Source organism: Nocardia niigatensis NBRC 100131, assembly GCF_000308655.1.
In the GTDB taxonomy this organism is placed as follows: Bacteria; Actinomycetota; Actinomycetes; order Mycobacteriales; family Mycobacteriaceae; genus Nocardia; species Nocardia niigatensis.
This window is the reverse complement of record NZ_BAGC01000043.1, coordinates 616390-637021: the sequence shown is the minus strand read 5'-3', so window position 1 is coordinate 637021 and position 20632 is coordinate 616390. Positions and strand designations below refer to the sequence as shown.

General features: G+C 68.2%; 20 protein-coding genes and 1 pseudogene. 13 read left to right on the top strand and 8 right to left on the bottom strand.

What is annotated here, in order from left to right; translation table 11 throughout:
- Window positions 1–9: 9 nt before the first annotated feature.
- From ON33_RS20205 to ON33_RS41400, 7 genes are all read left to right on the top strand, one after another.
- Window positions 10–1293 carry a glycosyltransferase gene (locus ON33_RS20205; protein ID WP_051152496.1) on the top strand — a complete coding sequence of 428 codons (1284 nt, stop codon included), beginning with the start codon at window positions 10–12 and terminating at the stop codon, window positions 1291–1293.
- A complete protein-coding gene (locus ON33_RS20200; RefSeq protein ID WP_040860409.1) occupies window positions 1290–2264 on the top strand; it encodes a daunorubicin resistance protein DrrA family ABC transporter ATP-binding protein in 975 nt (324 codons plus the stop codon). Before ON33_RS20205 ends, ON33_RS20200 begins: the two co-directional genes overlap by 4 nt.
- A complete protein-coding gene (locus ON33_RS20195; RefSeq protein WP_083869114.1) occupies window positions 2261–3094 on the top strand; it encodes an ABC transporter permease in 834 nt (277 codons plus the stop codon). The genes ON33_RS20200 and ON33_RS20195 overlap by 4 nt, the downstream gene beginning before the upstream one ends.
- A 14-nt stretch (window positions 3095–3108) precedes the next feature.
- Complete coding sequence (locus ON33_RS20190; protein ID WP_040860408.1) at window positions 3109–4461, top strand: hypothetical protein; 1353 nt, start codon at window positions 3109–3111, stop codon at window positions 4459–4461.
- A gap of 11 nt (window positions 4462–4472) precedes the next feature.
- Window positions 4473–5249, top strand: coding sequence for an AurF N-oxygenase family protein (locus ON33_RS20185; protein ID WP_306307519.1), 777 nt, complete (start codon window positions 4473–4475; stop codon window positions 5247–5249).
- 131 nt (window positions 5250–5380) lie between these two features.
- Window positions 5381–6883, top strand: a complete 1503-nt coding sequence (locus ON33_RS20180) for a flavin-containing monooxygenase (RefSeq protein ID WP_040860407.1) — start codon at window positions 5381–5383, stop codon at window positions 6881–6883.
- A 226-nt stretch (window positions 6884–7109) separates the two neighbouring features.
- Window positions 7110–7487: an aminotransferase class V-fold PLP-dependent enzyme gene (locus ON33_RS41400; protein WP_157184620.1), complete on the top strand. Its 378-nt coding sequence runs from the start codon at window positions 7110–7112 to the stop codon at window positions 7485–7487.
- Here ON33_RS41400 and ON33_RS20175 read toward each other — a convergent pair.
- Both ON33_RS20175 and ON33_RS20170 read right to left on the bottom strand, forming a co-directional pair.
- Entirely contained in the window at window positions 7408–8106 is a 699-nt protein-coding gene (locus ON33_RS20175; RefSeq protein ID WP_040860406.1) for a chymotrypsin family serine protease, read from the bottom strand. The genes ON33_RS41400 and ON33_RS20175 overlap by 80 nt on opposite strands.
- A 394-nt stretch (window positions 8107–8500) precedes the next feature.
- Window positions 8501–8881 (bottom strand): hypothetical protein, encoded by a 381-nt coding sequence (locus tag ON33_RS20170; RefSeq protein ID WP_157184619.1) that lies wholly within the window; start codon window positions 8879–8881, stop codon window positions 8501–8503.
- 342 nt (window positions 8882–9223) lie between these two features.
- On the opposite strand from ON33_RS20170, the gene ON33_RS20165 reads away from it, so the two are divergent.
- Window positions 9224–10243: a helix-turn-helix transcriptional regulator gene (locus tag ON33_RS20165; RefSeq protein WP_040860404.1), complete on the top strand. Its 1020-nt coding sequence runs from the start codon at window positions 9224–9226 to the stop codon at window positions 10241–10243.
- On the top strand, window positions 10240–12666 hold the full coding sequence (locus tag ON33_RS20160; RefSeq protein ID WP_040860403.1) for an aminotransferase class I/II-fold pyridoxal phosphate-dependent enzyme: 2427 nt from the start codon (window positions 10240–10242) through the stop codon (window positions 12664–12666). The genes ON33_RS20165 and ON33_RS20160 overlap by 4 nt, the downstream gene beginning before the upstream one ends.
- Window positions 12667–12700: 34 nt before the next feature.
- Here ON33_RS20160 and ON33_RS20155 read toward each other — a convergent pair whose 3' ends face one another.
- A complete protein-coding gene (locus ON33_RS20155; RefSeq protein WP_051152495.1) occupies window positions 12701–13282 on the bottom strand; it encodes a TetR/AcrR family transcriptional regulator in 582 nt (193 codons plus the stop codon).
- Window positions 13283–13349: 67 nt separating this feature from the next.
- Between ON33_RS20155 and ON33_RS20150 the strand changes: the two are divergent.
- A pseudogene (locus ON33_RS20150) lies at window positions 13350–13559 on the top strand (glycoside hydrolase family 1 protein); the annotation flags it as partial.
- A 58-nt stretch (window positions 13560–13617) separates the two neighbouring features.
- On the opposite strand, the gene ON33_RS20145 reads toward ON33_RS20150, so the two are convergent.
- Window positions 13618–14610 (bottom strand): LLM class F420-dependent oxidoreductase, encoded by a 993-nt coding sequence (locus ON33_RS20145; protein WP_040860401.1) that lies wholly within the window; start codon window positions 14608–14610, stop codon window positions 13618–13620.
- Window positions 14611–14748: 138 nt separating this feature from the next.
- Entirely contained in the window at window positions 14749–15216 is a 468-nt protein-coding gene (locus ON33_RS20140; protein ID WP_051152494.1) for a MarR family winged helix-turn-helix transcriptional regulator, read from the bottom strand.
- 80 nt (window positions 15217–15296) lie between these two features.
- Between ON33_RS20140 and ON33_RS20135 the strand changes: the two genes are divergently transcribed.
- Together ON33_RS20135 and ON33_RS20130 are read left to right on the top strand one after the other, a co-directional pair.
- Window positions 15297–15620 carry a rhodanese-like domain-containing protein gene (locus ON33_RS20135; protein ID WP_040860400.1) on the top strand — a complete coding sequence of 108 codons (324 nt, stop codon included), beginning with the start codon at window positions 15297–15299 and terminating at the stop codon, window positions 15618–15620.
- A 59-nt stretch (window positions 15621–15679) separates the two neighbouring features.
- Window positions 15680–16369, top strand: a complete 690-nt coding sequence (locus ON33_RS20130) for a dienelactone hydrolase family protein (protein WP_040860399.1) — start codon at window positions 15680–15682, stop codon at window positions 16367–16369.
- A gap of 189 nt (window positions 16370–16558) precedes the next feature.
- Here the strand turns inward: ON33_RS20130 and ON33_RS20125 are convergent, their stop codons facing one another.
- Complete coding sequence (locus ON33_RS20125) at window positions 16559–17143, bottom strand: TetR/AcrR family transcriptional regulator (RefSeq protein WP_040860398.1); 585 nt, start codon at window positions 17141–17143, stop codon at window positions 16559–16561.
- 372 nt (window positions 17144–17515) lie between these two features.
- Between ON33_RS20125 and ON33_RS20120 the strand changes: the two genes are divergently transcribed.
- Entirely contained in the window at window positions 17516–18676 is a 1161-nt protein-coding gene (locus ON33_RS20120) for an acyl-CoA dehydrogenase family protein (protein ID WP_040860666.1), read from the top strand.
- 13 nt (window positions 18677–18689) lie between these two features.
- Here ON33_RS20120 and ON33_RS20115 read toward each other — a convergent pair whose 3' ends face one another.
- A complete protein-coding gene (locus tag ON33_RS20115; protein WP_051152493.1) occupies window positions 18690–19916 on the bottom strand; it encodes an MFS transporter in 1227 nt (408 codons plus the stop codon).
- Complete coding sequence (locus ON33_RS20110; RefSeq protein WP_040860397.1) at window positions 19916–20566, bottom strand: GntR family transcriptional regulator; 651 nt, start codon at window positions 20564–20566, stop codon at window positions 19916–19918. The genes ON33_RS20115 and ON33_RS20110 overlap by 1 nt, the downstream gene beginning before the upstream one ends.
- Window positions 20567–20632 lie beyond the last annotated feature (66 nt).

The window sequence follows — 20632 nt, the reverse complement described above, 5'->3', positions numbered from 1 at the left end:
AGATAGGCGATGAAGGTACTGCTCGCCTTCGCGGGTAGCCGTGGTGACGCGCAGCCCGGGGTGCTGCTCGGCCGGGAGCTGACCGGCCGGGGGCACGCCGTGACGCTCGCCGTGTCGCCGAATCTTGTCGGATTCGCTGAGCGGCACGGTGTTTCGGCCGTTCCGTGCGGGCTCGACAGTGACGAGTCGTTGCGGGCTCAGCGGGATGATCGGCGGTTTCGGCATCCGAATCCGGTGCAGCGGGTTCGGGCGGTGCTGGACCTGCAGCGCCGGGGATTCGCCGAGGCCGCGCGTGATCTGCTGGCTCTGGCCGGAGACAACGAGGTGCTGGTCACCGGAATGGCCTGCGAGGAGGTCGCCGCTGAAGCCGCGGGGCGGCATGGTCTTCCGCTCGCGGCGATGCACTTCTTCCCGATCCGGCCGAATCGGTCGGTCGCGGTGCTTCCGACCGCCCAGGGCGGTCGCCTGCCCGGTCCGGTCAACCGTCTCGGATGGAAGGCTCTGACGGCGGCCCGCGCCTGGGCGCTCGCGCCCCAGATCGCGGCCTTGCGTGCCGAGTTCGCAGGACCGGCTACCCCGCGGTTGCCGGGGGTCCCTGCGTATACCGCCATTCAGGCCTACGATCCGGCGCTCTTTCCCGGTCTGGCCGAGGACCTCGGGGCCGTACCCTTCACCGGCTTTCCGGTCGTGACCGAGCGCGGTGCCGGGATCAGTGAGGAACTGGGGGAGTGGCTGATCTCGGGGGCCGCGCCGGTGTATGCCGGATTCGGCTCCATGCCGGTGACCGATCCCGTCGCCACGGAGGCGATGGTGCGGGAGGCGTGCCGACGGCTCGGGCTGCGAATGCTGTTGGTGGGGCCGCAGTTCCGGGGCCGGATCGCGGGCGAGCTCGCGGTGGTCGACCAGGTCGATCATCGGGCGGTGTTGCCGCTGTGCGCCGCGGCCGTGCATCACGGTGGGGCGGGTACCACCGCCGCCGTGTTGCGGGCGGGCGTGCCGTCGGTGATCTGTTCGGTGCAGGCGGATCAGCCGTACTGGGGCCGGCAGGTCGAGTCGCTCGGGCTGGGTGCTACCGCGCCGTTCACGGGGTTGAACGCGAATCGACTGGAACGGTTGCTGATTCGGGCAACCGAGCCGTCGGTCGTGTTGCGTGCGGCCGCCCATGGGGCGCGGTTCCGGGACAACGGTGTCCAGAGCGCCGCAGATGTCATCGAATCCCTTGCACCGGAGCCGGAATCATTTCCCGCCGGTGCCCTGGACAGTGTTTCGACAATGATCGGAGGTGTGCGATGAGTTCGGAGATCGCCATCGAAACCCGGTGTCTGGGTAGGAGTTTCGGGTCGATGACCGCGGTGGACGCGGTCGACCTGAGCGTCACCGCGGGAACAGTGTTCGCGCTCCTCGGTCCCAACGGGGCGGGAAAGACGACCACCGTCCGCATGCTGGCCACCCTGCTGCGCCCGACACGCGGCACCGCAACGGTTTTCGGCCACGACGTGGTCGGCCAGGCCACGGCTGTGCGGTCGATGATCGGTCTCACCGGGCAGTACGCGGCCGTCGACGAGAACCTCACCGCCTGGGAGAACCTCCGGCTGTTCGGCCGGCTGCTCGGACTGAGCCGCCGCGCGGCCCAGGACCGGGCGGCGGAACTGCTCGAGGAGTTCGAACTGACCGAGGCCGCGCAGCGGCGGGTCGGCTCCTTCTCCGGCGGTATGCGGCGGCGGCTGGACCTGGCCGCGACGCTGATCACGGTGCCGCCCTTGATCTTCCTGGACGAGCCCACCACCGGACTCGATCCGCACACCCGCGAGCGCATGTGGTCGGTGGTGCGGGGCCTGGTCGGGCGGGGCGCGACGATCCTGCTCACCACCCAGTACCTGGAGGAAGCCGACGCCCTGGCCGACCGGATCGCCGTCATCGATCACGGCACCGTGGTCGCCGAGGGCACGACCGGCGAGCTGAAATCCTCCATCGGCGAGGAGATGTTGCGGCTCGACCTGGCCGATCCCGGGCAGCGCCCGCTGGCGGACGCGGCCGTCGAAAGACTCATCGGCGCCACACCCCTGCACGGCGACAATCCCGCCACCCTGACCGTGCCGCTCAGCGATATCGGCACCGCCGCCGACGTCATCACCGCCTGCCGCGACAGCGGAATCCGCCTGCGCGGCTTCGGGGTCGAGCGCCCCGACCTGAACTCGGTGTTCCTGGCACTCACCCAGCGCCCGGCCCGCCCCTCGCCTCCGGCCGAAAGGCAGACCGCATGACCGTCCTCTCCGATACTCCGGTGCTGCTGCACCCCACCGCGCGCATCGCCCGGCAGCCGCGCATCACCCATGTCGGGGTGCGGGCCGCGCTGGTCCAATCGCTGGTCATGGCGCAGCGCGGTCTGCTCACCTTCCGGCACAGCCCCCAGCTGCTCTACGACGCGGTGCTGCTGCCGATCGTCGGACCGCTGCTGTTCGGCAGCGTTTTCGGCAAGGCCATCGCGGGCAGCCTGGACGCCTACCTGCCCACGCTGATTCCCGGTGTGCTGGTGCAGATCGTGCTCACCTCCTCGGTGGCCATGGGCGTGCAGCTGTCCGAGGACATCCGTTCCGGCGTCTTCGACCGCTTCGTCTCCATGCCCATCGCTCGCTTCGCGCCGGTGGCCGGGGGACTGCTGGCGGGCGCGACCCGCTACGTGATCGCCGCGCTCATGGTGCTGCTGGTCGGCTTCGGCATGGGCTACCGGCCCGACCATCCGCTGGGCCTGATCCTGGGCGCGGTCCTGGTGGTGTTCGCGACCACCGCCATGAGCTGGCTGTTCGCCTTCATCGGCGTGACGGTGGCCAAACCGGCTGCGGTGCAGGGCATGTCGATGCTGGTGCTGACCTTCGCCAGCTTCGCCTCCAACGCCCTGGTTCCGGTGGCGGCCATGCCGGGCTGGCTGCGCCACGTCTCCGACTACAACCCCGTCTCGCATCTGGTGGCGGCCGTGCGCACCCTCGCCGACTCCGGCTCGGTCGGCTCCGATTTCGCCTGGTCGGTGGGCGCCGCGCTGGTCGTCGCGATCGTCTTCGCGCCCTTGACCGTTCGCACCCTGCGTGCCCGTTGATCCGGAGACTCGCCATGACCGCCGTCCTGAACCGGCTCACCGCCGACGACGACCTGTTCCTGAAACTGCACGACCTCTACGGCACCGCCCTGGTCAACCAGCTGGCGTGGCGCTTCGACGAGGCGCTGGATCCGGCTGTGCTGGAACGGTTGCACGCCCACCTCGCGCACGGGTTCCTGGCCCGGCGGGTGATGACCACCTCGGTGCCCTTCGCCCGGCCCTGGTGGGTGTCCGCGGCCACCGCGGAACCGCTGGCGGTGCAGGAGGATCGAGTTCACGAATCGGGCGTCCTGGACTGGTTCTTCGCACAGAGCCGGGTCGAGTTCGATCCGGCCGCCGGGCGGGTGTGGCGGCTGTCGGCCGCGCCCACGACCACCGGCGGCACCCTGCTGTCACTGGTCACCTCGCACGTGGGCGCGGACGGCGGCGCGGTGCTCTACGCGGTGGGCGACGCGCTCGCCCGGCTCGACGCCGCGGAGACACCGGATATCGCCACCAGTTCGGGGCGCTTGGTGGGATCGATCCCGTCGACCGGCCTGCTCCGCTCCCACCTCGCCGACGCGTTCGGTCAGCTGCGTGCGGCCGCCCACGGCATCCGCGCCGCCGTCAAGTCACGCGATGTCCTCGAGCCCGAACGCAATCCGCGTCCGGCCGAGCCGCTGCTCCCGCTGCCGGACCGCTACTGCGCCGCCGACCTGGTCGTGGAAGTCGATGCGGCCGAATGGGATTCCGTCGCCGCCGCCCACGACGGCACCGCCAACGGCCTGATGGTCGGGGTGGCGGTCGGCATTCTCGGCCGCAGCGGCAGGATCGCCGACGGCTCGGAGGTTCGCGTCGACATTCCGCACTCTCTGCGCGGCATCGACGATCCGCGCGGCAATGCCACCACCGGCCTTCCGATCGCGGTGCCCTACCGCAAGGGCGAGCGCACAGACCTGCGCGGCGTGCGGGCAGCCATCAAGCAGGCGGCTCGCGCCTACGCCGATCCGGCCACCACCCCCGCCCTGCAACACCTGCAACCGGTCCAGATGATGCTGCCGAGATTCCTCCTCGGTTACTTCTCCCGCACGGCCAAAGCCCCGGAATGCCTGTGCACCAATCTGGGGGAAACCGGTCAGGGCGTCGCGACCATCGCCGGAGTTCGCGCACGCTCGGTTCTGATGCGACCGGTCGTCTGCACGGCCGACACCGATCTCTTCCGCCGTGTCGAGGTGGGTCTCAATCTCGCCTGGTCCAGTGACGGCGACACCGTCACGCTCGCCATCACGGGCGCCGATCCGGACCGCTTCCCGACCCGGGAAGCCTTGCGCGACCTGGTTACCGACGAGTTCGAGAACTGGGGGCTGCGCCCGCGCTGGTGGTCGTAGACGATCTCTTGTTGAAGATCGCCATCGGGCTGTGGCGGCAGGCCAATATCGCCAAGGTGGGGCTGCAGTTCGAGACCCTGCTCATCGGCGGCATGGTGCAGCACACCTTCAAACTGCCCAATGGCTCACCGGAGTTCCGGTACTGCACCCACGAGGTCATCGAGGAGTGCAACCACACCCTGATGTTCCAGGAGATGGTGAACCGCATCGGGATCGACGTGCCGGGCATGAGCACGCTCCTCGAGCAGCTCACCTATCTGGTGCCGCCGCTGGCCTCGGTCTTCCCGAATCTGTTCTTCATGGCGGTGCTTTCCGGCGAGGAGCCGATCGACCACATCCAGAAGGCGATCCTGCGCGCGGACGAGGACATTCATCCGATCATGCGCGGTGTCATGGCGATTCACATCGCCGAGGAGGCCCGGCACATCTCCTTCGCCCATGAGTTCCTGGAACACCATGTGCCGCAGGCGAACCCGATCGACAAGTTCGTGCTGTCGCTGGCCTTCCCGATCGTCATGTGGATCGGCGGCCGGGCCATCCTGATTCCGCCGCGCACGTTCTTCCGGGAGGTCGGGATTCCGCGCTCGGTCCGCAAGGACGTCTTCTTCGGACTGCCCGAATCCAAGGAGGCGTTCGCGGGCTTCTTCGGTGACGTGCGGTCGCTGGCCAAGAGGATCGGGCTCATGAATCCGGTGTCCAAGCAGGTGTGGAAGGCGCTCGGCATCGCCGGGCCGACGACCCGCTACCGCTCGGAGCCGGATCGCCCGGGTCGGGTCCGCGCGGCCTGACCGGGCGTCGGGCCTGGACTGGGGACTTTGGTCCCCTGATCACAGCACATATAGACGTTACCGGAAATAACATGTAATACTCGATGCGTCCGGACGCCGGTGTCCGGGCGCGACGAGAAGCGAGAACCTCAATGACGCGGCATGTCGACGTACTGATCATCGGGGCCGGCCTGTCCGGAATCGGCATGGCCTGCCATCTCACCCGCGAGCAGACCGGGCGCAGCTACCTGATCCTGGAGCGCCGGACCGCCATCGGCGGCACCTGGGACCTGTTCAAATACCCCGGCATCCGCTCCGATTCCGACATGTACACCTTCGGCTACGGCTTCCGGCCCTGGCACGGCACCAAGGTGCTCGCCGACGGACCGCACATCCGCCAGTACATCGAGGACACCGCCGCCGAATACGGCGTCACCGACCACATTCGCTTCGGCCGCAAGGTCACCAAGGCCTCCTGGTCCACCGACAAAGGCATGTGGACCGTCGAGGTGCTCGACGAGCGCAGCGGCAAGACCGAGAGCTACACCAGCGACTTCCTGATCGGCTGCACCGGCTACTACGACTACGACAACGGCTACCGGCCGAAGTTCCCCGGCGAGGAGAACTTCGGCGGGCAGATCGTGCACCCGCAGCACTGGCCCGCGGACCTCGACTACCAGGGCAAGCGGGTCGTCGTGATCGGCAGTGGCGCGACCGCCATCACCCTCATCCCGGCCATGAGCAAGGACGCCGCGCACGTCACCATGCTGCAGCGCTCGCCCACCTACATCGCCGCGCTGCCCGCCGACGACCCGGTCGCGGTCGGCTTCAAGTTCGCCCGTGTCCCCGCGGCCATCGCCTACAAGGCGGGCCGGGCGCGCAATATCGCGCTGCAGCGGGCCAGCTACCAGCTCTCGCGCACCAACCCGAAGCTGTCGGCCAAGCTCATGCTGGCCGCGGTGCGCGCGCAGGTCGGGCCGGACATCGACATGAAGCACTTCACCCCCAGCTACAACCCGTGGGACCAGCGCCTGTGCGTGGTGCCCAACGGCGACCTGTTCAAGGTGCTGCGCAAGGGTGAGGCATCCATCGTCACCGACACCATCGAGACCTTCACCGAGAAGGGCATCCGCCTGTCCTCGGGCGAGGAGCTCGAGGCCGACATCATCGTCAGCGCAACGGGTCTCACCGTGCAGATGCTCGGCGGCGCGGAACTCGAGGTCGACGGGGAGACGCGCGCCACCCGGGACCTGGTGGCCTACAAGGGCGCACTGCTCGGCACCGTTCCCAACATGATGGTGATCCTCGGCTACACCAACGCCTCCTGGACCCTCAAGGCCGACGTGGCCGCCGAATACTTCTGCCGCCTGCTGAACCACATGCGCGACAACGGATTCACCGAGGTCGTCGCCATTCCCGAGGAAGGCGATCGCTCCGAGGCGTCCCTCATGGGCGGCGCGCTGACCTCCGGCTACATCCAGCGCGGCGACGGCGTCATGCCCCGCCAGGGCACCCGCGGCCCCTGGCTGGTCATCAACAACTACTTCCGCGACCGTGCCATGCTCCGCAAGGCCCCGCTGGAAGACGGTGTCCTGCGCTTCCGTCGCACCACCCGCAACGCCACCCCCGCCACCACCGAATCCCGCTCCGCCTGAACCCCTTCCGCCGCTGGAGATCGAGCCGGTAATCCGGCGATTGGCCGGCGTCGTTGCAACATGGGTGGCAGCGGGCGCGCAGCTCATAACTGGTCGGAGTGATGATGCTCGCCTGTCGGCCCAGTCATCTATCTGTTGCTCGAGGATCGGCGCGAAGTCCATATCCTCCTGGTGCAGTGGCTCGGATGAGCTGGCCGGCGCGCCGGTAGAGATCCGATTCGGGCCGGTGTGGCCGGCCTGGATCGGGCAGCGGTGCAGCCTGGAACTGCTCGAACAGCTCGGAATCGACGCCATTCGCCGGCACGATGTGGCGCTGGCGGATCGGCTGGGCAAGGGACTGGGCCTGCCGGAAGGCAATTCGGCGATCGTGTCGATCGAGGTGCCGGAGCGGACCCTGGAACGGGTGCGCGCGGCGCGGATCGTCGGCGCCCTGCGAGCCGGGCGACTACGGCTGGCCTGCCACCTCTACAACACCGAGGCGGATATCGACCGCGCCCTGGATGTGCTCGCCGGACAGGCCGCAGTCAGAACGGCTGGAAACCGCTGCCGACGCCCTTGCCGGCGTCGACGGCGGCGCGGACGGTATCGAAGGCTACGGCGATGACCGGGGTGTGGAACGGGTTGCTGGGGTCGGTGCAGCTGAAGCGGATGGTGCGGGTGTCGCTGATCAGTGGGGCGGAGACCATGCCTACCAGTTGATCGCCGTCGGTGACGGGGGCGCCGGAGTCGCCGTAGCTCGAGCAGGCCTGTTCGAGGAAACCGACCGGGCTGGAGGCCCACACGACCCCGCAGGCGTGTCCGCTGGTGCGGCCGTTCTGGCAGACGATGCTCAGGGGCGGTGGGGCGGGGGCCACGGCGGTGATGGTGCTGCCGTTGAGGGAACGCAGGGGAGTGACGACGGACGGGTCGAATTCGATTACGGCGTAATCGAGTTGCTCGTCGGCGTCGCGGACCACGCCGACAACGCCGGCGTCCGGGAACCGCTCGCCGCGTACCGGGGTGCCCGCTGCGGCGCAGTGGCCGGCGGTGAAGCCGACCAGTCGTCCGGCGCCGTCGTAGCCGATGGTGGTGAGGCTGCATTTGGTGGTGCGGCCCAGGACCAGGCCGGAGCCGCCGCCGAGCGCGGCCTGAGTGTCACCGGGATCGGCGTGGGCGGCGGGCGCTGCGGACAATCCGCAGGCGACGGCCACCGCGGCCGGTGCGATCCAGCGGTTCACCTGCATGCCCAACCACCCATCCGACTCGACGCATACCGTTTCCGGCTTCAGCTACACGGTAGCCTTCCGGCATCAGCGTGCCTGGAGTCTTCCGGCATCAGCGCAGCCAGATCGGAGGCTGTGCGGCGAAGGGATCGGGCTGGACGTGCGGTGCGTCGGACCAGATCATGGTCTCGCGCCGGTCGAGATTGTCGCGGGGCAAGCCGTTGCCCGGGCCTTTCCGACCCCGCCGCCGTGCCGCCGCTCACTGCGGCGGACCGCACGACGGTCTGATCGACGGCCGGGTAACGAGCAGGGCGGTGACGGCACCCCTCCGGCCGTCACCGCCATCGCCGCCCGCTCAGCGGGAGCCTCTCCTCCAGGGGTCTCGAAAGGTGCTGCCGGTCAGCGGATTCGCTGATCAGCTGTGCACCGGAGTCGCGGGTCGGTGGTGCGGCATCGGTGTGGCGTCGGGTCGCGGGTCGCGCTGCGCGGACCGGACCCACAGCAGCACAACGACTTCGCGCAGGGTGAGGTCGAGTTCGGCGGCCAGCAGTTCGGCCACCGCCAGCGCCTGCTCGGGATCCTCGGGATTCGGGTCGCTCAGGATTTCGTCGAGCGCGAGGCCGTGGCAGGCCGCTTCCTGGGTGAGCAACCGGTCCGGAAGCCAGCTCAGCACCCAGCTGTCGGCGGAAAGAGTTGTGCGAACGGCCATCTCGGGCGTTTTGTCGCTGCGGACGGTCCAGGTCGTGAATTCGAGGGCCATGAGGTCGGGCACCTCCTCGAAGAGTGGTTGTAGCACCAAGGATACTGGAGTGCTTCCATGGCACATAGCCAGAAGAATTGCCCAAGAGAGATACTCGGAAGACGAATGCTGCTCAAAAGTAAGCGGGTAGGCATACATGTATCTCAAATATTGCAGATATCAGGCATTTTGGCGTCCGTTGCAGCGCCGTTGGCCGGTTTCAGGTCTCAGATTCGAGGTGCACCTGATATTCGCCATGACCATTTCGTCCGTTCAGCCTGACCTGCAAAAGAATCAACAGACTCGTGCTAGGTCTGCGATGGCGCAGATGACACATCCTGCTTAGGATGGGCATCGCATGACACGTCTGAGCAATGCGGATCATGATGGGAGACGGGCATGTCTGGCTCGGCCTCGGACGGCGAGCGGATCGGCGCGGTGATCAAGCGACTCCGCCGGCAACGCAATCTCACCCAGGAGGCACTGGCCGAGCGGGTCGGGTGCTCGCGCAGCCTGATTCAGCAGATCGAGAACGGCAAACGCACGCCGCCGCGTCCACAGCGAGAGAAGCTGAGCGCGGTCCTCGGCGAACGCCTGCCCGGCCTGGGTGACGAGACCCCGGCCGAGGCGGCCAGTAGCGACCTGCGCATCCGCTTCGACATCCTGCTGGATCGCCGGCCGGAGATCGCGGCCCGGGTGCTCTCCCTGGCGCAGAGCCTCGCCGCGCTCGACGACACGAGCGAGGAACTCGTCCCGCTGCGGGAGATCGCCGAGCGGCAGCTGGCCCGGGCAGAGGAGGTGCTGATCCAGATCCCGTCGGGCAGTGTCGTTGTGCGCGAATGGAATACGGTCAACGACTGGCTTTCCGTACTGGTGCGCGCGCGGGAACGGATCTGCGCGATCCACACCGCCGACCTGGGCGCGATCGGCGGCGATGTCGGCGACGAGTATCACCGGGCGATCCTGGCCCGGGCCCGATCTGGTGTGTCGGTGCAGCGTGTCTATGTCCTCGACGACGTTTCGGGCGTGATCCCCTATGAGGACAAACTCTGGCAGCAGGTCAAGGCGAAGGTGGAAACCACACTGGTGAAGCGGGACTTCGCTCCCAACGCGCAGGGCATGCTCATCGTCGACGACAGCTACGTCCTGGCCGGGGATTATGATTTCCGCCGCCGCGAGCGGGACTCCAGCCGGTTCTCCTCGCTGTGGCACGACGTGCAGACTGCACACCGCAAGTTCACCCACCTTCGTGAACTCAGGAGCGACGGAATGGCGCTTGGCGTCAACGATCTCGTGGAGCGAACGGGACTGGCCCGCTTCCAGCGCCTGGACGAGGAGGACTGCCGCGACCGTTTCCGCGCGGCCCTGCGTCAGGCGTGGAACAACGAGCAGTCCGGATTCGAAAGCGCGCCCAGATGAGCCGAGGGTTCGCGGTGTCGCCACCGCCGGACCCGGTCGACGTGGCGGACCGTTCCGACCAGCGCAAGCAGATCGCGCGGAGGTACCTCGACAGCGAGAGCCGGTTTCCCGGCACGAACGGCCGGAACTACCGCGGGATCATCGACGCGTACCACGGTGAGACCGGGCTGCCCCGGGACGAGAACGCCACGGCGGCCCTGAATTCGGCGTGGGCGGAGGTGATGGGCGGTCCGGACCTGGCGGGCGGCGGGAATCTCGTCGACCTGGATGGGGCGCCCTATGCGAAGAAACAGCCGGCGATCCTGCGCCGGCTGGCCGCCGAGCGGCTCTTCGCGCGGATCGCGCACCCGATCGCCGGAATGCCCGGTGTCGATATCGATCCCGCCGAGGTGATCGTCAGTCCGTACTCGAGCACCGTGCTGCTGGAGGAGGCGATCGCCACGCTGGCTCGCCCCGAGGGGGTCCTGGTCTGCCCGGAGGGCTACTACAAGAGCGTGGCCGGCCACATCGCCAAGTTCGGTATGCGCATGGCGACCAGCGAGGTGACCGCCGACGACGATTTCCGCATCGACCCGGTATCGCTCGAACTGACCCTGAAACATCATGCGGCAGAAGGTGATCTGTGCGGTGTGCTGCTGACGCTGCCCGGCAATCCGGTGGTGGCCGACTACACCCCGGAGCAGCTGGTCGAGATCGGCCGGGTGCTCGTCGCCGCCGAGGTTCCGGTGATCTGCGACATGTCCTTCGACCTGCTGGTGCAGGGGCATATCCCGATAGCGTCGATCGTCGTTCCCACCGACAGCGGGCCGGTGCGGCTCTATGACCGGGTCCTCAGCATCACCGGCAATTCCAAGGCGTTCAATGCCGTCGGTCCGTCCAAGTTCGGTGCGGCGTGTTCGGGAGACCAGCAGTGGCTGGCCAGGATTCGGGAGCGCCTGCGCGTCGCGTTCCAGCGGGAGACCACGCATCTGGCCCGGGCCACGATCGAGGGCACCTCGGAGGACTACCTGGTCCGCAACCGTGTCCTGCTCCGGGAACGGATGGATACCGCGCGGCGGCTGGTGGCCGGGATCAATGCCGGATTCGGCACCGAGCTGCTGCGGCCGCTGGGCAGCCGGGACGGCATGTTCCTCACCATCGAGTTCGATGCCGAGGTGATGTCGGCGGCGGCGGTGCGCTCCAGTGCGGATCTGGAGGACCTGCTGCTCATGGCGGCCGGTATCGACTGCGTGGCGCTCGACCGCACCGGATCGGATCGAATGGGCGTGCGGCTCAATGTGACAACGCCCCGGCGCGCCACCGGAGAGGCGGGGCCCGGCCTGGTCGCCGAGGTGTTCGACCGCATCGAACGGCTGCTGCAGCGGATCGACGACGGCATGACGTATTCCGGCGCCCTGCTGGAACGACGGATTCCCGCACGGTCCCCGCGTGTCTCCACCGTCGGAGTCCTGCGCGAAACGGCCGCGCACGAATTGCGCGTCGCCTCCACCCCGGACGACGTGACGGCGCTGGTCCGCAGCGGGCTGAAGGTGGTGGTCGAGCAGGACGCCGGCCGGTGGGCCCGATTCGACGACGCCGACTATCGGGCCGCCGGCGCCTCGGTGGTGCCCGGCCCGGAGGGTGTCTTCGCCGTCGCCGACCTGGTCGCGTGGGTGAAACCGCCTGCCTACGATCTGGATACGATGCCGACCCGGACCGGGCAGCTACTGCTGGGTTTCCAGGATCCGGTGCAGCGCCGCCGGCACATTCGCCGCCTGCGTCAGTACGGAGTGGAGTCGGTGGCCTTCGAGCACATGCCGCCGGACCTCGAAACCGCTCACCTCGATCCGCTGAGCGCCATGAGCCGGATCGCGGGTGAGGTGGCATATCGGGAAGGGCGTGAACTCCGGCAAGAGCGGAGTCCGGGTGATCCGGTGCGTGCCCTCATCATCGGCTGCGGGCAGGCCGGGCTCGCGGCGGTGGATGCCGCGGTGCGCAGTGCGGACGAACCTCCCGCCGTCATCGGCAGCCGTGCCGAGCAGCGTGCCGCGGCGTCGGCGCGGGGTGTGCGGAACTTTCTCCTCGATCCGGACCCGGGCCCGGACCTGGTCGCGGAGTACATCCGTGCGGTCCGGCCGAATCTGGTGGTGTGCGCGGCAGGTCGGCGCGGGATGCCCGCACCGGTGCTCCTCGACCGGTCGGGTCTGGCGGCCTTGCCGATCGGTGCGGTGGTGGTCGATCTGACGGCCAAGGCAGGCGGCAACTGCGTGGTGACCCGTGTGGACGGCACGGTGACGCTCGCCAACAACGTGACGGTGATGCATCGCTCGAATTTCCCGTCCGTGCGCCCGGATATCGCGAGCCGGGCGTACGGCGCGGCCGCGGCCACCGCGATCCTGGGGTACAGCGCGGCCACCGGTTCAGGTGGAGGATGTTCGCGCTGATCTGCGTGTTCCTCGCGATCGCGGCGTGGATCGGTTAGGCGCCGGGGAACGCCATCCCGGTGAACTGGGCCCAGCACTGCTGGAGGTAGAACTCCATGTCGATGGTCGGGTCGATGAGCCAGCGCGATTGCAGGCCGTCGGAGAGCGCCATGAACACGGTGGCCATCACCTGGGTGTCGACGGCCTCGGGGATGTTGCCCGCCCGCTGCATGCCGCGCAGGATCTCGGCGAAGCCGGCGGTACCCAGGTCGTAGCGCTCGCGCATGTAGTCGTGGGCGGGGTGGCGCGGATCGGCGGCGGCCGCCTGCATGTGGGTGAACAGCTCGATGAGGCCGGGCACCTGGGTGTTCCGGCGAATGATCTGGATCAGCGCGTCGGGCGTGGGCTCGCCCATGGCGGCCGCGTCGATCTCGTCCCGCTTGCGCAGGACCGCGATGAACAGCTCCTCCTTGGAACCGAAGTAGTGCAGCAGCCCGCTCTGGCTCAGGCCGACCGCCTCCGCGAGCTCGGCCACCGAAGTCGCCAGGAATCCGCGCTCGGCGATGGTCTGCAGCGCGGCCTCCAGGATCTGCTCTCGTCGTTCGATGCCCTTCCCGTACGGTCCTCGTTTCGCCACCGGTCGAGTCTAAGGGGACTCGGAGAGCTTCTTGTCCGCCAAAACAGAGCATTGTGTGGTTTTCGGCATGCGCTTCCGCCGCCACAATCTGGCACCAGGCGTCCTGGCCGCCTCCGACGCCCCCACCGCGAGCGCCACTCCGCCCTTCGCCCGGCCCCAGCCACCCGAGCAGATCGCCCCGCTCGGACCCGATTTCCTCTGGGGTGTGGCGACTTCTGGCTTCCAGTCCGAAGGGCACGCGCCCGACAGCAATTGGTCGCGGTACGCCGCCTCCGGCGCTGCACCGTAGACCGCCCGCCGACCCCGGACGTGCTGCCGGCGGGCGGTTTCCGGATTCAGCGCAGGGCCGGGACGACCTCGCGCTCGAAGAGCTCCAGGCCGGAGGTGTCGTAGGCGGTCTCGGGGAAGTAGTGGATGGAGTAGCCCAGCCCGAGATCCTTGACGCGCGAGAGCTGTTCGACGATCTGCTCCGGGGTGCCGACGGCGGGGGAGTTGCGGAACAGATCCTTCACGTGCTGGGCCGCGCCCTCGGCGCCCACGAACGGGGTCAGCCGGGTTTCCAGCTGGGACAGGCGATCCTGCACCTCGGCCTCGGTCGCGCCGATCAGGGTGTTGAAGTTGGAACTGCGGGTGATGGCGTCGAATTCCGTTCCGACCGCGGCGCAGTGGGCGCGCAGCAGATCCGACTTCTGGGTGAAGGTCTCCGGGTCGCCCGCGAAATTGGTGTACTGCGCGTACTTCGCCGCGATCCGCAGCGTCACCTTCTCGCCGCCGCCCGCGACCCAGATCGGAATGCCGCCCTCCTGCAGCGGGAGCGGTCGCACGATCGCGCCGTCGACCTGGTAGTGCTTGCCGTCGAGGGTGGCCTTCCCGGTGGTCCAGGCCTGCTCGAAGATCTGCACGCCCTCGTCCAGCCTCCCCAATCGCTCACCGGCGGAAGGGAATCCGTACCCGTAGGCCCGCCACTCGTGCTCGTACCACCCGCCCCCGATACCCATCTCCACTCGCCCACCCGAGATGAGATCCACGGTGGCCGCGACCTTGGCCAGATAGGCCGGATTCCGATAGCTCATCGCGGTACACATCTGCCCCAGCCGAATCCGCGAGGTGCTCGCCGCCAGCGCCGACATCAATGACCACGCCTCGTGCGTGGCCTCCTCGGTCGGTACCGGAACGGTATGAAAATGGTCGTAGACCCACAGCGATTCCCACACCTCCCCGGAATCCGCGCGCTGCGCCAGATCCCGCATCACCCCCCACTGCGCGGCGGGATCGATACCGACCAGGTCGAGCCGCCACCCCTGCGGAATGAAGATGCCGAAACGCACGAGATGTCTCCTCTGTTCGAATCAGTTCCGATCGAATCCGGTGGGACCGATCCCGCTCCCCACCCTTCCCGCCGCCCGGCGGCCCGGCAACCGTTCGGCCCAACCCGCGTCGAATTCCGCCGCGTCCCACACTGCGCGCTACGGCGTGCCGACCTCGGGTGGCGGGATGTCGGCGGGCGCGAGCACCTTGCGCAACGCTCCCGCGACGGTCTCCAGCTCGGCCGTGTCCAGCTTGCCGCCGAAGCGTCGCTCGATTCCGGCCAGATAGTGCGGCGCGGCCTCCCGGAAGCGGCGGCGGCCGGCGTCGGTGATGCTCACGAACGCCGAACGCCCATCGTCCGGATTGGATTCTCGCCGGACCAGTCCGTCCGACTCCATCTCGGTGATCAGCCGGCTCACCCTGGTCCGGCTCAGCACCACCCGCTCGCCGAGGTCGCTCATCCGGAGCCGGTGTGGTCCATCGAGTTCCAGCAGTACGTCGTACCAGCTCAGCGGTAGCCCGGTGGTGCGGCGCAGTTCGGCGTCGAGTTCGGGGACGAGTTTGGCGTGGACTTGCAGCAGCGCGGCCCAGGCATGGACGGCCGGATGGGATCGGGAGGCGGACACCGGCTCATCATAACCAGTTGCGTGCGCCCGCACATAAGTAGTAGCGTGCACACGCACATAATTTCGGGAAAGGAACTTCCATGACCGCACTCATCACGCGCGACGAGCTCGTTCGAGAGATCGAGGCCGGTTCGGTCATCGTGCTCGACGCCCTCGGTGGCGAGTACTACGCCAAGGCGCACCTTCCCGGGGCGCTCGCCCTGGTCGAGTCCGAGGTGGAAACGCTTGCGCCGCAGCTACTTCCGGATCGCGACGCGGCCATCGTCACCTATTGCTCCAATGCCGCCTGCCCCAACAGTCAGAACGTGGCCGCGAAACTGGAGCGTCTGGGCTACACGAATGTCCGCAAATACCGTGACGGCATTCAGGATTGGACCGAGGCGGGCCTGCCAATCGAGGGCTGATTGTCCCAGACACGTTAGGATGCGGTGGTCAGCTCGATCCCCGACGGAGAGGCTCGCCGATGAGCACGATCCAACTGACCACCCCGAACGGTGTCATCGATGCCTACGTCGCCACCCCGGCGGGGACCGGACCCTGGCCGGGTGTGGTGGTCCTGCACGACATGGTGGGCGTCAACCATGACATGCGGACCACGGCCCGCCGACTGGCGGAGAACGGGTATCTCGCCATCGTTCCGAATCTGTTCGCGCGCGGCCGGGTTCGCTGCGTACCCAGCATGATGCGGGAGCTGTTGTCCAATGGGAACGGGACGACAGTGCACGACATCCTCAGCGCCCGCGCCCATCTCATCGCCGATCCGGACTGCACCGGCCGGGTGGCCGTGGTCGGCTTCTGCCTCGGTGGCGGGTTCGCGCTCCTGGCCGCCACCAAGGGTTTCGACGCCGCGGCGCCCTTCTATCCCTCGGGTCGCGGCAACTACAAGGACATCCTGCGTGGTTCCTGTCCCATCGTCGCCAGCTACGGCGCTCTCGACCCGGCCAACCCCGGTCGCGGCGCGAAACTCGAACGCGTGCTGACCGATTACGGCATCGACCACGACGTCAAGACCTACCCAGGCGTCACCCATGCCTTCGCCAACCTCACCCCCGCCGAATCGGTCATCCGGGTGACCGGCCTCGGCTACAACGAGGAAGCCACCGAGGACGCCTGGAAGCGGATCTTCAGCTTCTTCGAGACCCACCTGCGCTGAGCTCGGTCGAACGCCGTGCAAAGGTCATTCCAGGCTCGCGTTCTCATCCAGGACGTCGATGATTTCGTGCGTCTCGACCTCGCCGGCCCGCACCGCGGCAATGGATTCCCTAAGCCGTCGGGCCATCTTCGGTGAGGACATCCTGTAGTCGGTTTCCGTCACCACGCCGCCCGCGTCGGGCCTCGCTGCTCAGTCCCGCACGGTGATCGAGAGGCGGGGGCGGGTGGGATTGTCGGGGGAGACGCGTTCCCAGACGGCATCGAGCATGGGAGCCAGGAGGAGTTCGCCGAATTGGCGGAGCAGGACCGCGACGATCTGGGCGGATTCGGGTTTGTCGGTGGAGGCCAGCCCCGCCTCGCGGAGGCCGGCGACCTCGCTGCGGGTGAGGTCGACGACCGCGTCCAGCAGGTGGATGCGGGTTTCGGAGGGCTCCAGCAGGGAGCGGCGGATGTAGTTCACGACCGCCGGATTGTCGTGCAGCATCCGGCGGACCGCTTCGTCGCGGGCGGACGCGACCTCGGCGTGCGTGCCGGTCGGGGGAATCGAGGCGACCGTCTGGGCGAAGTAGTCGACGACCAGTTTGTCGACGGCGTCACGCAGGCCGTCCTTTGTCTTGAAATGGTGCTGGACGAGCCCGAGGGTGACGCCGGCCTCGGCGGCCACCGCGCGCAGCGAGACCCGCGAATCGCCGTACTGGGCGAACAGATCCATCGCGGCATTGCGGATTCGCGCCTTCGCGGTCAGGTCGTCATTGGTGGCCCGTGGATTCAGCATCGCCCCTCAACTCGTCGATTGCGTCCGCCGATTTTACGTCTCGTAGTAGCGGTTCCCGCTCAGGCGCCGGGCGCGCCTTGCCATTGACCCGTTTACGATACAACTGTATCGTTCGCTGCATGCGGGAGCCCGAGTGCCGGGTCGTCGCGCGGAAACCGCTGCGGGACAGCCGTATCGGGCGGCTCTGGAGGAGGCGGCCGCCCGGGCGCGATGGCGACCTTCGAGGCCGACGGCACCGACGAGGCCTTCCGGAAGGCGTTCGCCGACAAGACCATTGCCGAGCTCGAAGCCATCGCGGCTCGGGACGACCTGCCGCTCAACGGCATCCGACGCAATAGACGGCATCCGAAGCAACAACGGAGAGTGACACCGATGTCCGAACTGTTCCCCGACTATCGCCCCTCCTGGGAGACCGAACAGCACCGCGAGCTGCGCAAGCACGCGGCCGAATTCTTGCGCAAGGAGTCCGCGCCCAACCGGGAGCGCTGGACCAAGCAGCACATGGTCGACCGCGAGTTCTGGAACAAGGCCGGCGACGCCGGGCTGCTCGGCCTGGACCTGCCGGAGGAATTCGGCGGCGCGGGCGGCGATTTCGGCCTGCAGGCCGTGGTCCAGGAGGAACTGGTCTACGCCCACGACAACGGCTTCGGCTTCTCGGTGCACTCGCCGATCGTGTCGCACTACGTCTACAACTACGGCAACGAGGAGCAGCGCCGGCGCTGGCTGCCGGGCATCATCAGCGGCGAGCTGGTACTGGCCATCGCCATGACCGAGCCGGGCACCGGTTCGGACCTGCAGTCGGTGCGCACCACCGCCATCCGCGAGGGCGACCACTACGTCGTCAACGGCTCGAAGACGTTCATCTCCAACGGCACCCACTGCGATCTGCTGGTGATCGTGGCCAAGACCGACCCGTCCAAGGGCGCGGCCGGCGTCTCGCTCATCGTGGCCGAGACCAAGGATCTGCCGGGCTTCGAACGCGGCCGGGTGCTGGAGAAGATGGGCCAGCACGCGCAGGACACGCGTGAGCTGTTCTTCTCCGACATGCGCGTCCCGGTCGCGAATCTCCTCGGCGCGCAAGAGGGTCTGGGCTTCTACCAGCTCATGGAGCAGCTGGCCCGCGAGCGCCTGATCATCGCCAGCCTGTGCTCGGCGCTGGCCGAGGCCGCCGTGCTGGAGGCGCTGCGCTACTCCAAGGAGCGCGAGGCGTTCGGCCGCCCGATCGGCAAGTTCCAGCACAACGCCTTCACCCTGGCCGAGGTCAAGACCGAGGCGCTGGCCATCAAGACCCTGGTGGACTACGCGATCCAGCAGTACATCGATGGCAAGAACGACCCGGCTACGGCCTCCATGGCCAAACTGTTCGCCGCCGAGACCGCCGACAAGGTGGTCGACAAGTGCCTGCAGCTGTTCGGCGGCTACGGCTACATGATGGAGTATCCGATCGCCAATATGTACACGGGTTCTCGCGTCAACCGCATCTACGGCGGCACCAGCGAGATCATGAAGGAGATCATCTCGCGCTCACTGTGACGCGGCCGGTTGCTCAGGCCGGGCGGGAGCGACCCACGATGGCCAGGCATACCGCGCAGGCCGCGGCGAGGACGCCGAACATGGCCGGATATCCGATCCCGGTCCCGTCGTGGCACACCGCCATGACGGCCGGGACGCCGAAGCCGAGGTAGCTGACCGCGTAGAACACCGCGGTCAGCCCCGCCAGGTCGTCGGGCCGGGCCATGCGCTCGATCTCGAGCAGGCCCGCGACCAGGCCGCTGCCGAAGCCCATGCCCAGCGCGACGGCGGTCAGCACGGTCAGCCACATGGTGAGGGTGGCGGAAGCCGCTGCGGCCAGCAGCATTCCGGTGATCACCAGGCTCAGCGCCAGGATCGGCAGCCGGAGCGAACCGGGCCGGTCGATGCGGCGCGCGACGGACTGGATGCCGAACCCGCAACCCAGCGTGATGACCGTGATCAGGGCCGAGAACGCGATGGGCGCGCCGTGCACCTTGGGCATCATGAGCGTCGGCATGATGGCGTAGGCCGCCGCCGACGAGGTGAACAGCCACAGACACACCGGCAGTGCCACGGTCCGGAAGCGGTGGTGCGCCGCGGCCGGAACCTTCAGGTCGTCCAGCAACCGGCCCGGATTCTCCTGCGGCACGGTGGTTTCCGGCGCGCGGAACAGCAGGACCGCCGCCAGCCCGCAGAGCATCACATTGATCAGGTACGCCAGGGTGTCGGGCCACGGACCCCACTGCGCCAGCACCCCGGCCACGCCCGCGCCCACACCGAAGCCGCCGGTCAGGCTCATGGCCGAGCGGCGCGCCCCGGTCCCCGAGACGGTGTCGGCGGTGAACGGCGCCTGCGAGAGCTCCTTGAGCCAGCTGCTGCCCACCGCCATGGCCAGGCCCAGCGCGATGCCGCACAGCACGCGACCGGCGGAAAGCATGGGGACGGAGGCGGATCCGAAAGCCAGCAGCGTGGAGCCGGTGGCCGCGATGAAGGGCGCGGGTCGCATGAGCAAGCGGCGGCCGTAGCGGTCGGAGAGCGGGCCGCCGATGAGCAGGGCGGGGATGATGCCGAGCACGTATTCGAACAGCAGCAGATCCACGGTGGTGACGGGGAGTCCGTCCCGCTTGTACATGACCAGCAGCGGGGTGAATTCGTTTCCGCCCCAGGCGATCGCGAAGATCGCCGTGGCCACGCCGAGCCACGCCCTGGGATGGGTGCCGATGCCGGTGGTGCGGGCGCCGACGGCTGTCAGCGTTGCCATCACAGTCCTCTCAGGGTCACGCCGTGCACGTCCGTGAGGTGCTCGGCGAGTGCTTCGGCGAATCCGGCGGCGTCGGCGGCTTCGATCAGGTCGGCGATCCGGTTGTGCTGCTCGATGATCCGGTGCGGATGGGTCTCGCCCCGGTGCAGCGCAACGCTGTTCATGCGGCGCTGGCGCTCCCGCAGTGAGTCGTAGAAGCCGATGAGCAGCGGATTGTCGGCCGCCACCACGTACTCGCGGTGGAAATCGGCGTCCACGATGGCGAATTCGTCGAGGTTGCCGGCGTCCGCGAGTTCGCGCTGGCGGTCCAGGGATTCGCGCAGTCGGGGGATCAGCCCCGCGCGCGCGATGCGGGTGAGCGCGTCGACCGCGCCGGTTTCCACGATGTAGCGGGCATGGATCACATGCTCGGCCTCGTGCGAGGGCACCGGCACCACCAGGGCGCCGCGCTTGGGGTAGAGCCGCATCCAGCCCTCGGTCTCGAGCCGCAGGAAGGCCTCGCGGACCGGGGTGCGGGAGGTGCCCAGCTCGCCGGCCATCTCGTTCTCGCTGACCAATTCGCCACCCGGCAGGTCGCCGCTCAGGATGCGTTCCTTGATCTCGCGGTAGGCCCGCTCGGCGGCGGAGAAAGTCTTGGACACGACTTGCATACTAGAGGCGACATGGGATGATTTGCTGGGATGTGGCGGGTTTCACGCGGGGCTGAAAGAGTTGCG

Excerpts from the sequence above, each read along its gene's own strand:
- ON33_RS20205 (WP_051152496.1), top strand. The coding sequence starts at position 10 with ATGAAGGTACTGCTCGCCTTCGCGGGTAGCCGTGGTGACGCGCAGCCC.
- ON33_RS20200 (WP_040860409.1), top strand. The coding sequence starts at position 1,290 with ATGAGTTCGGAGATCGCCATCGAAACCCGGTGTCTGGGTAGGAGTTTC.
- ON33_RS20195 (WP_083869114.1), top strand. The coding sequence starts at position 2,261 with ATGACCGTCCTCTCCGATACTCCGGTGCTGCTGCACCCCACCGCGCGC.
- ON33_RS20190 (WP_040860408.1), top strand. The coding sequence starts at position 3,109 with ATGACCGCCGTCCTGAACCGGCTCACCGCCGACGACGACCTGTTCCTG.
- ON33_RS20180 (WP_040860407.1), top strand. The coding sequence starts at position 5,381 with ATGACGCGGCATGTCGACGTACTGATCATCGGGGCCGGCCTGTCCGGA.
- ON33_RS20175 (WP_040860406.1), bottom strand. The coding sequence starts at position 8,106 with ATGCAGGTGAACCGCTGGATCGCACCGGCCGCGGTGGCCGTCGCCTGC.
- ON33_RS20165 (WP_040860404.1), top strand. The coding sequence starts at position 9,224 with ATGTCTGGCTCGGCCTCGGACGGCGAGCGGATCGGCGCGGTGATCAAG.
- ON33_RS20160 (WP_040860403.1), top strand. The coding sequence starts at position 10,240 with ATGAGCCGAGGGTTCGCGGTGTCGCCACCGCCGGACCCGGTCGACGTG.
- ON33_RS20135 (WP_040860400.1), top strand. The coding sequence starts at position 15,297 with ATGACCGCACTCATCACGCGCGACGAGCTCGTTCGAGAGATCGAGGCC.
- ON33_RS20130 (WP_040860399.1), top strand. The coding sequence starts at position 15,680 with ATGAGCACGATCCAACTGACCACCCCGAACGGTGTCATCGATGCCTAC.
- ON33_RS20125 (WP_040860398.1), bottom strand. The coding sequence starts at position 17,143 with ATGCTGAATCCACGGGCCACCAATGACGACCTGACCGCGAAGGCGCGA.
- ON33_RS20120 (WP_040860666.1), top strand. The coding sequence starts at position 17,516 with ATGTCCGAACTGTTCCCCGACTATCGCCCCTCCTGGGAGACCGAACAG.
- ON33_RS20115 (WP_051152493.1), bottom strand. The coding sequence starts at position 19,916 with ATGGCAACGCTGACAGCCGTCGGCGCCCGCACCACCGGCATCGGCACC.
- ON33_RS20110 (WP_040860397.1), bottom strand. The coding sequence starts at position 20,566 with ATGCAAGTCGTGTCCAAGACTTTCTCCGCCGCCGAGCGGGCCTACCGC.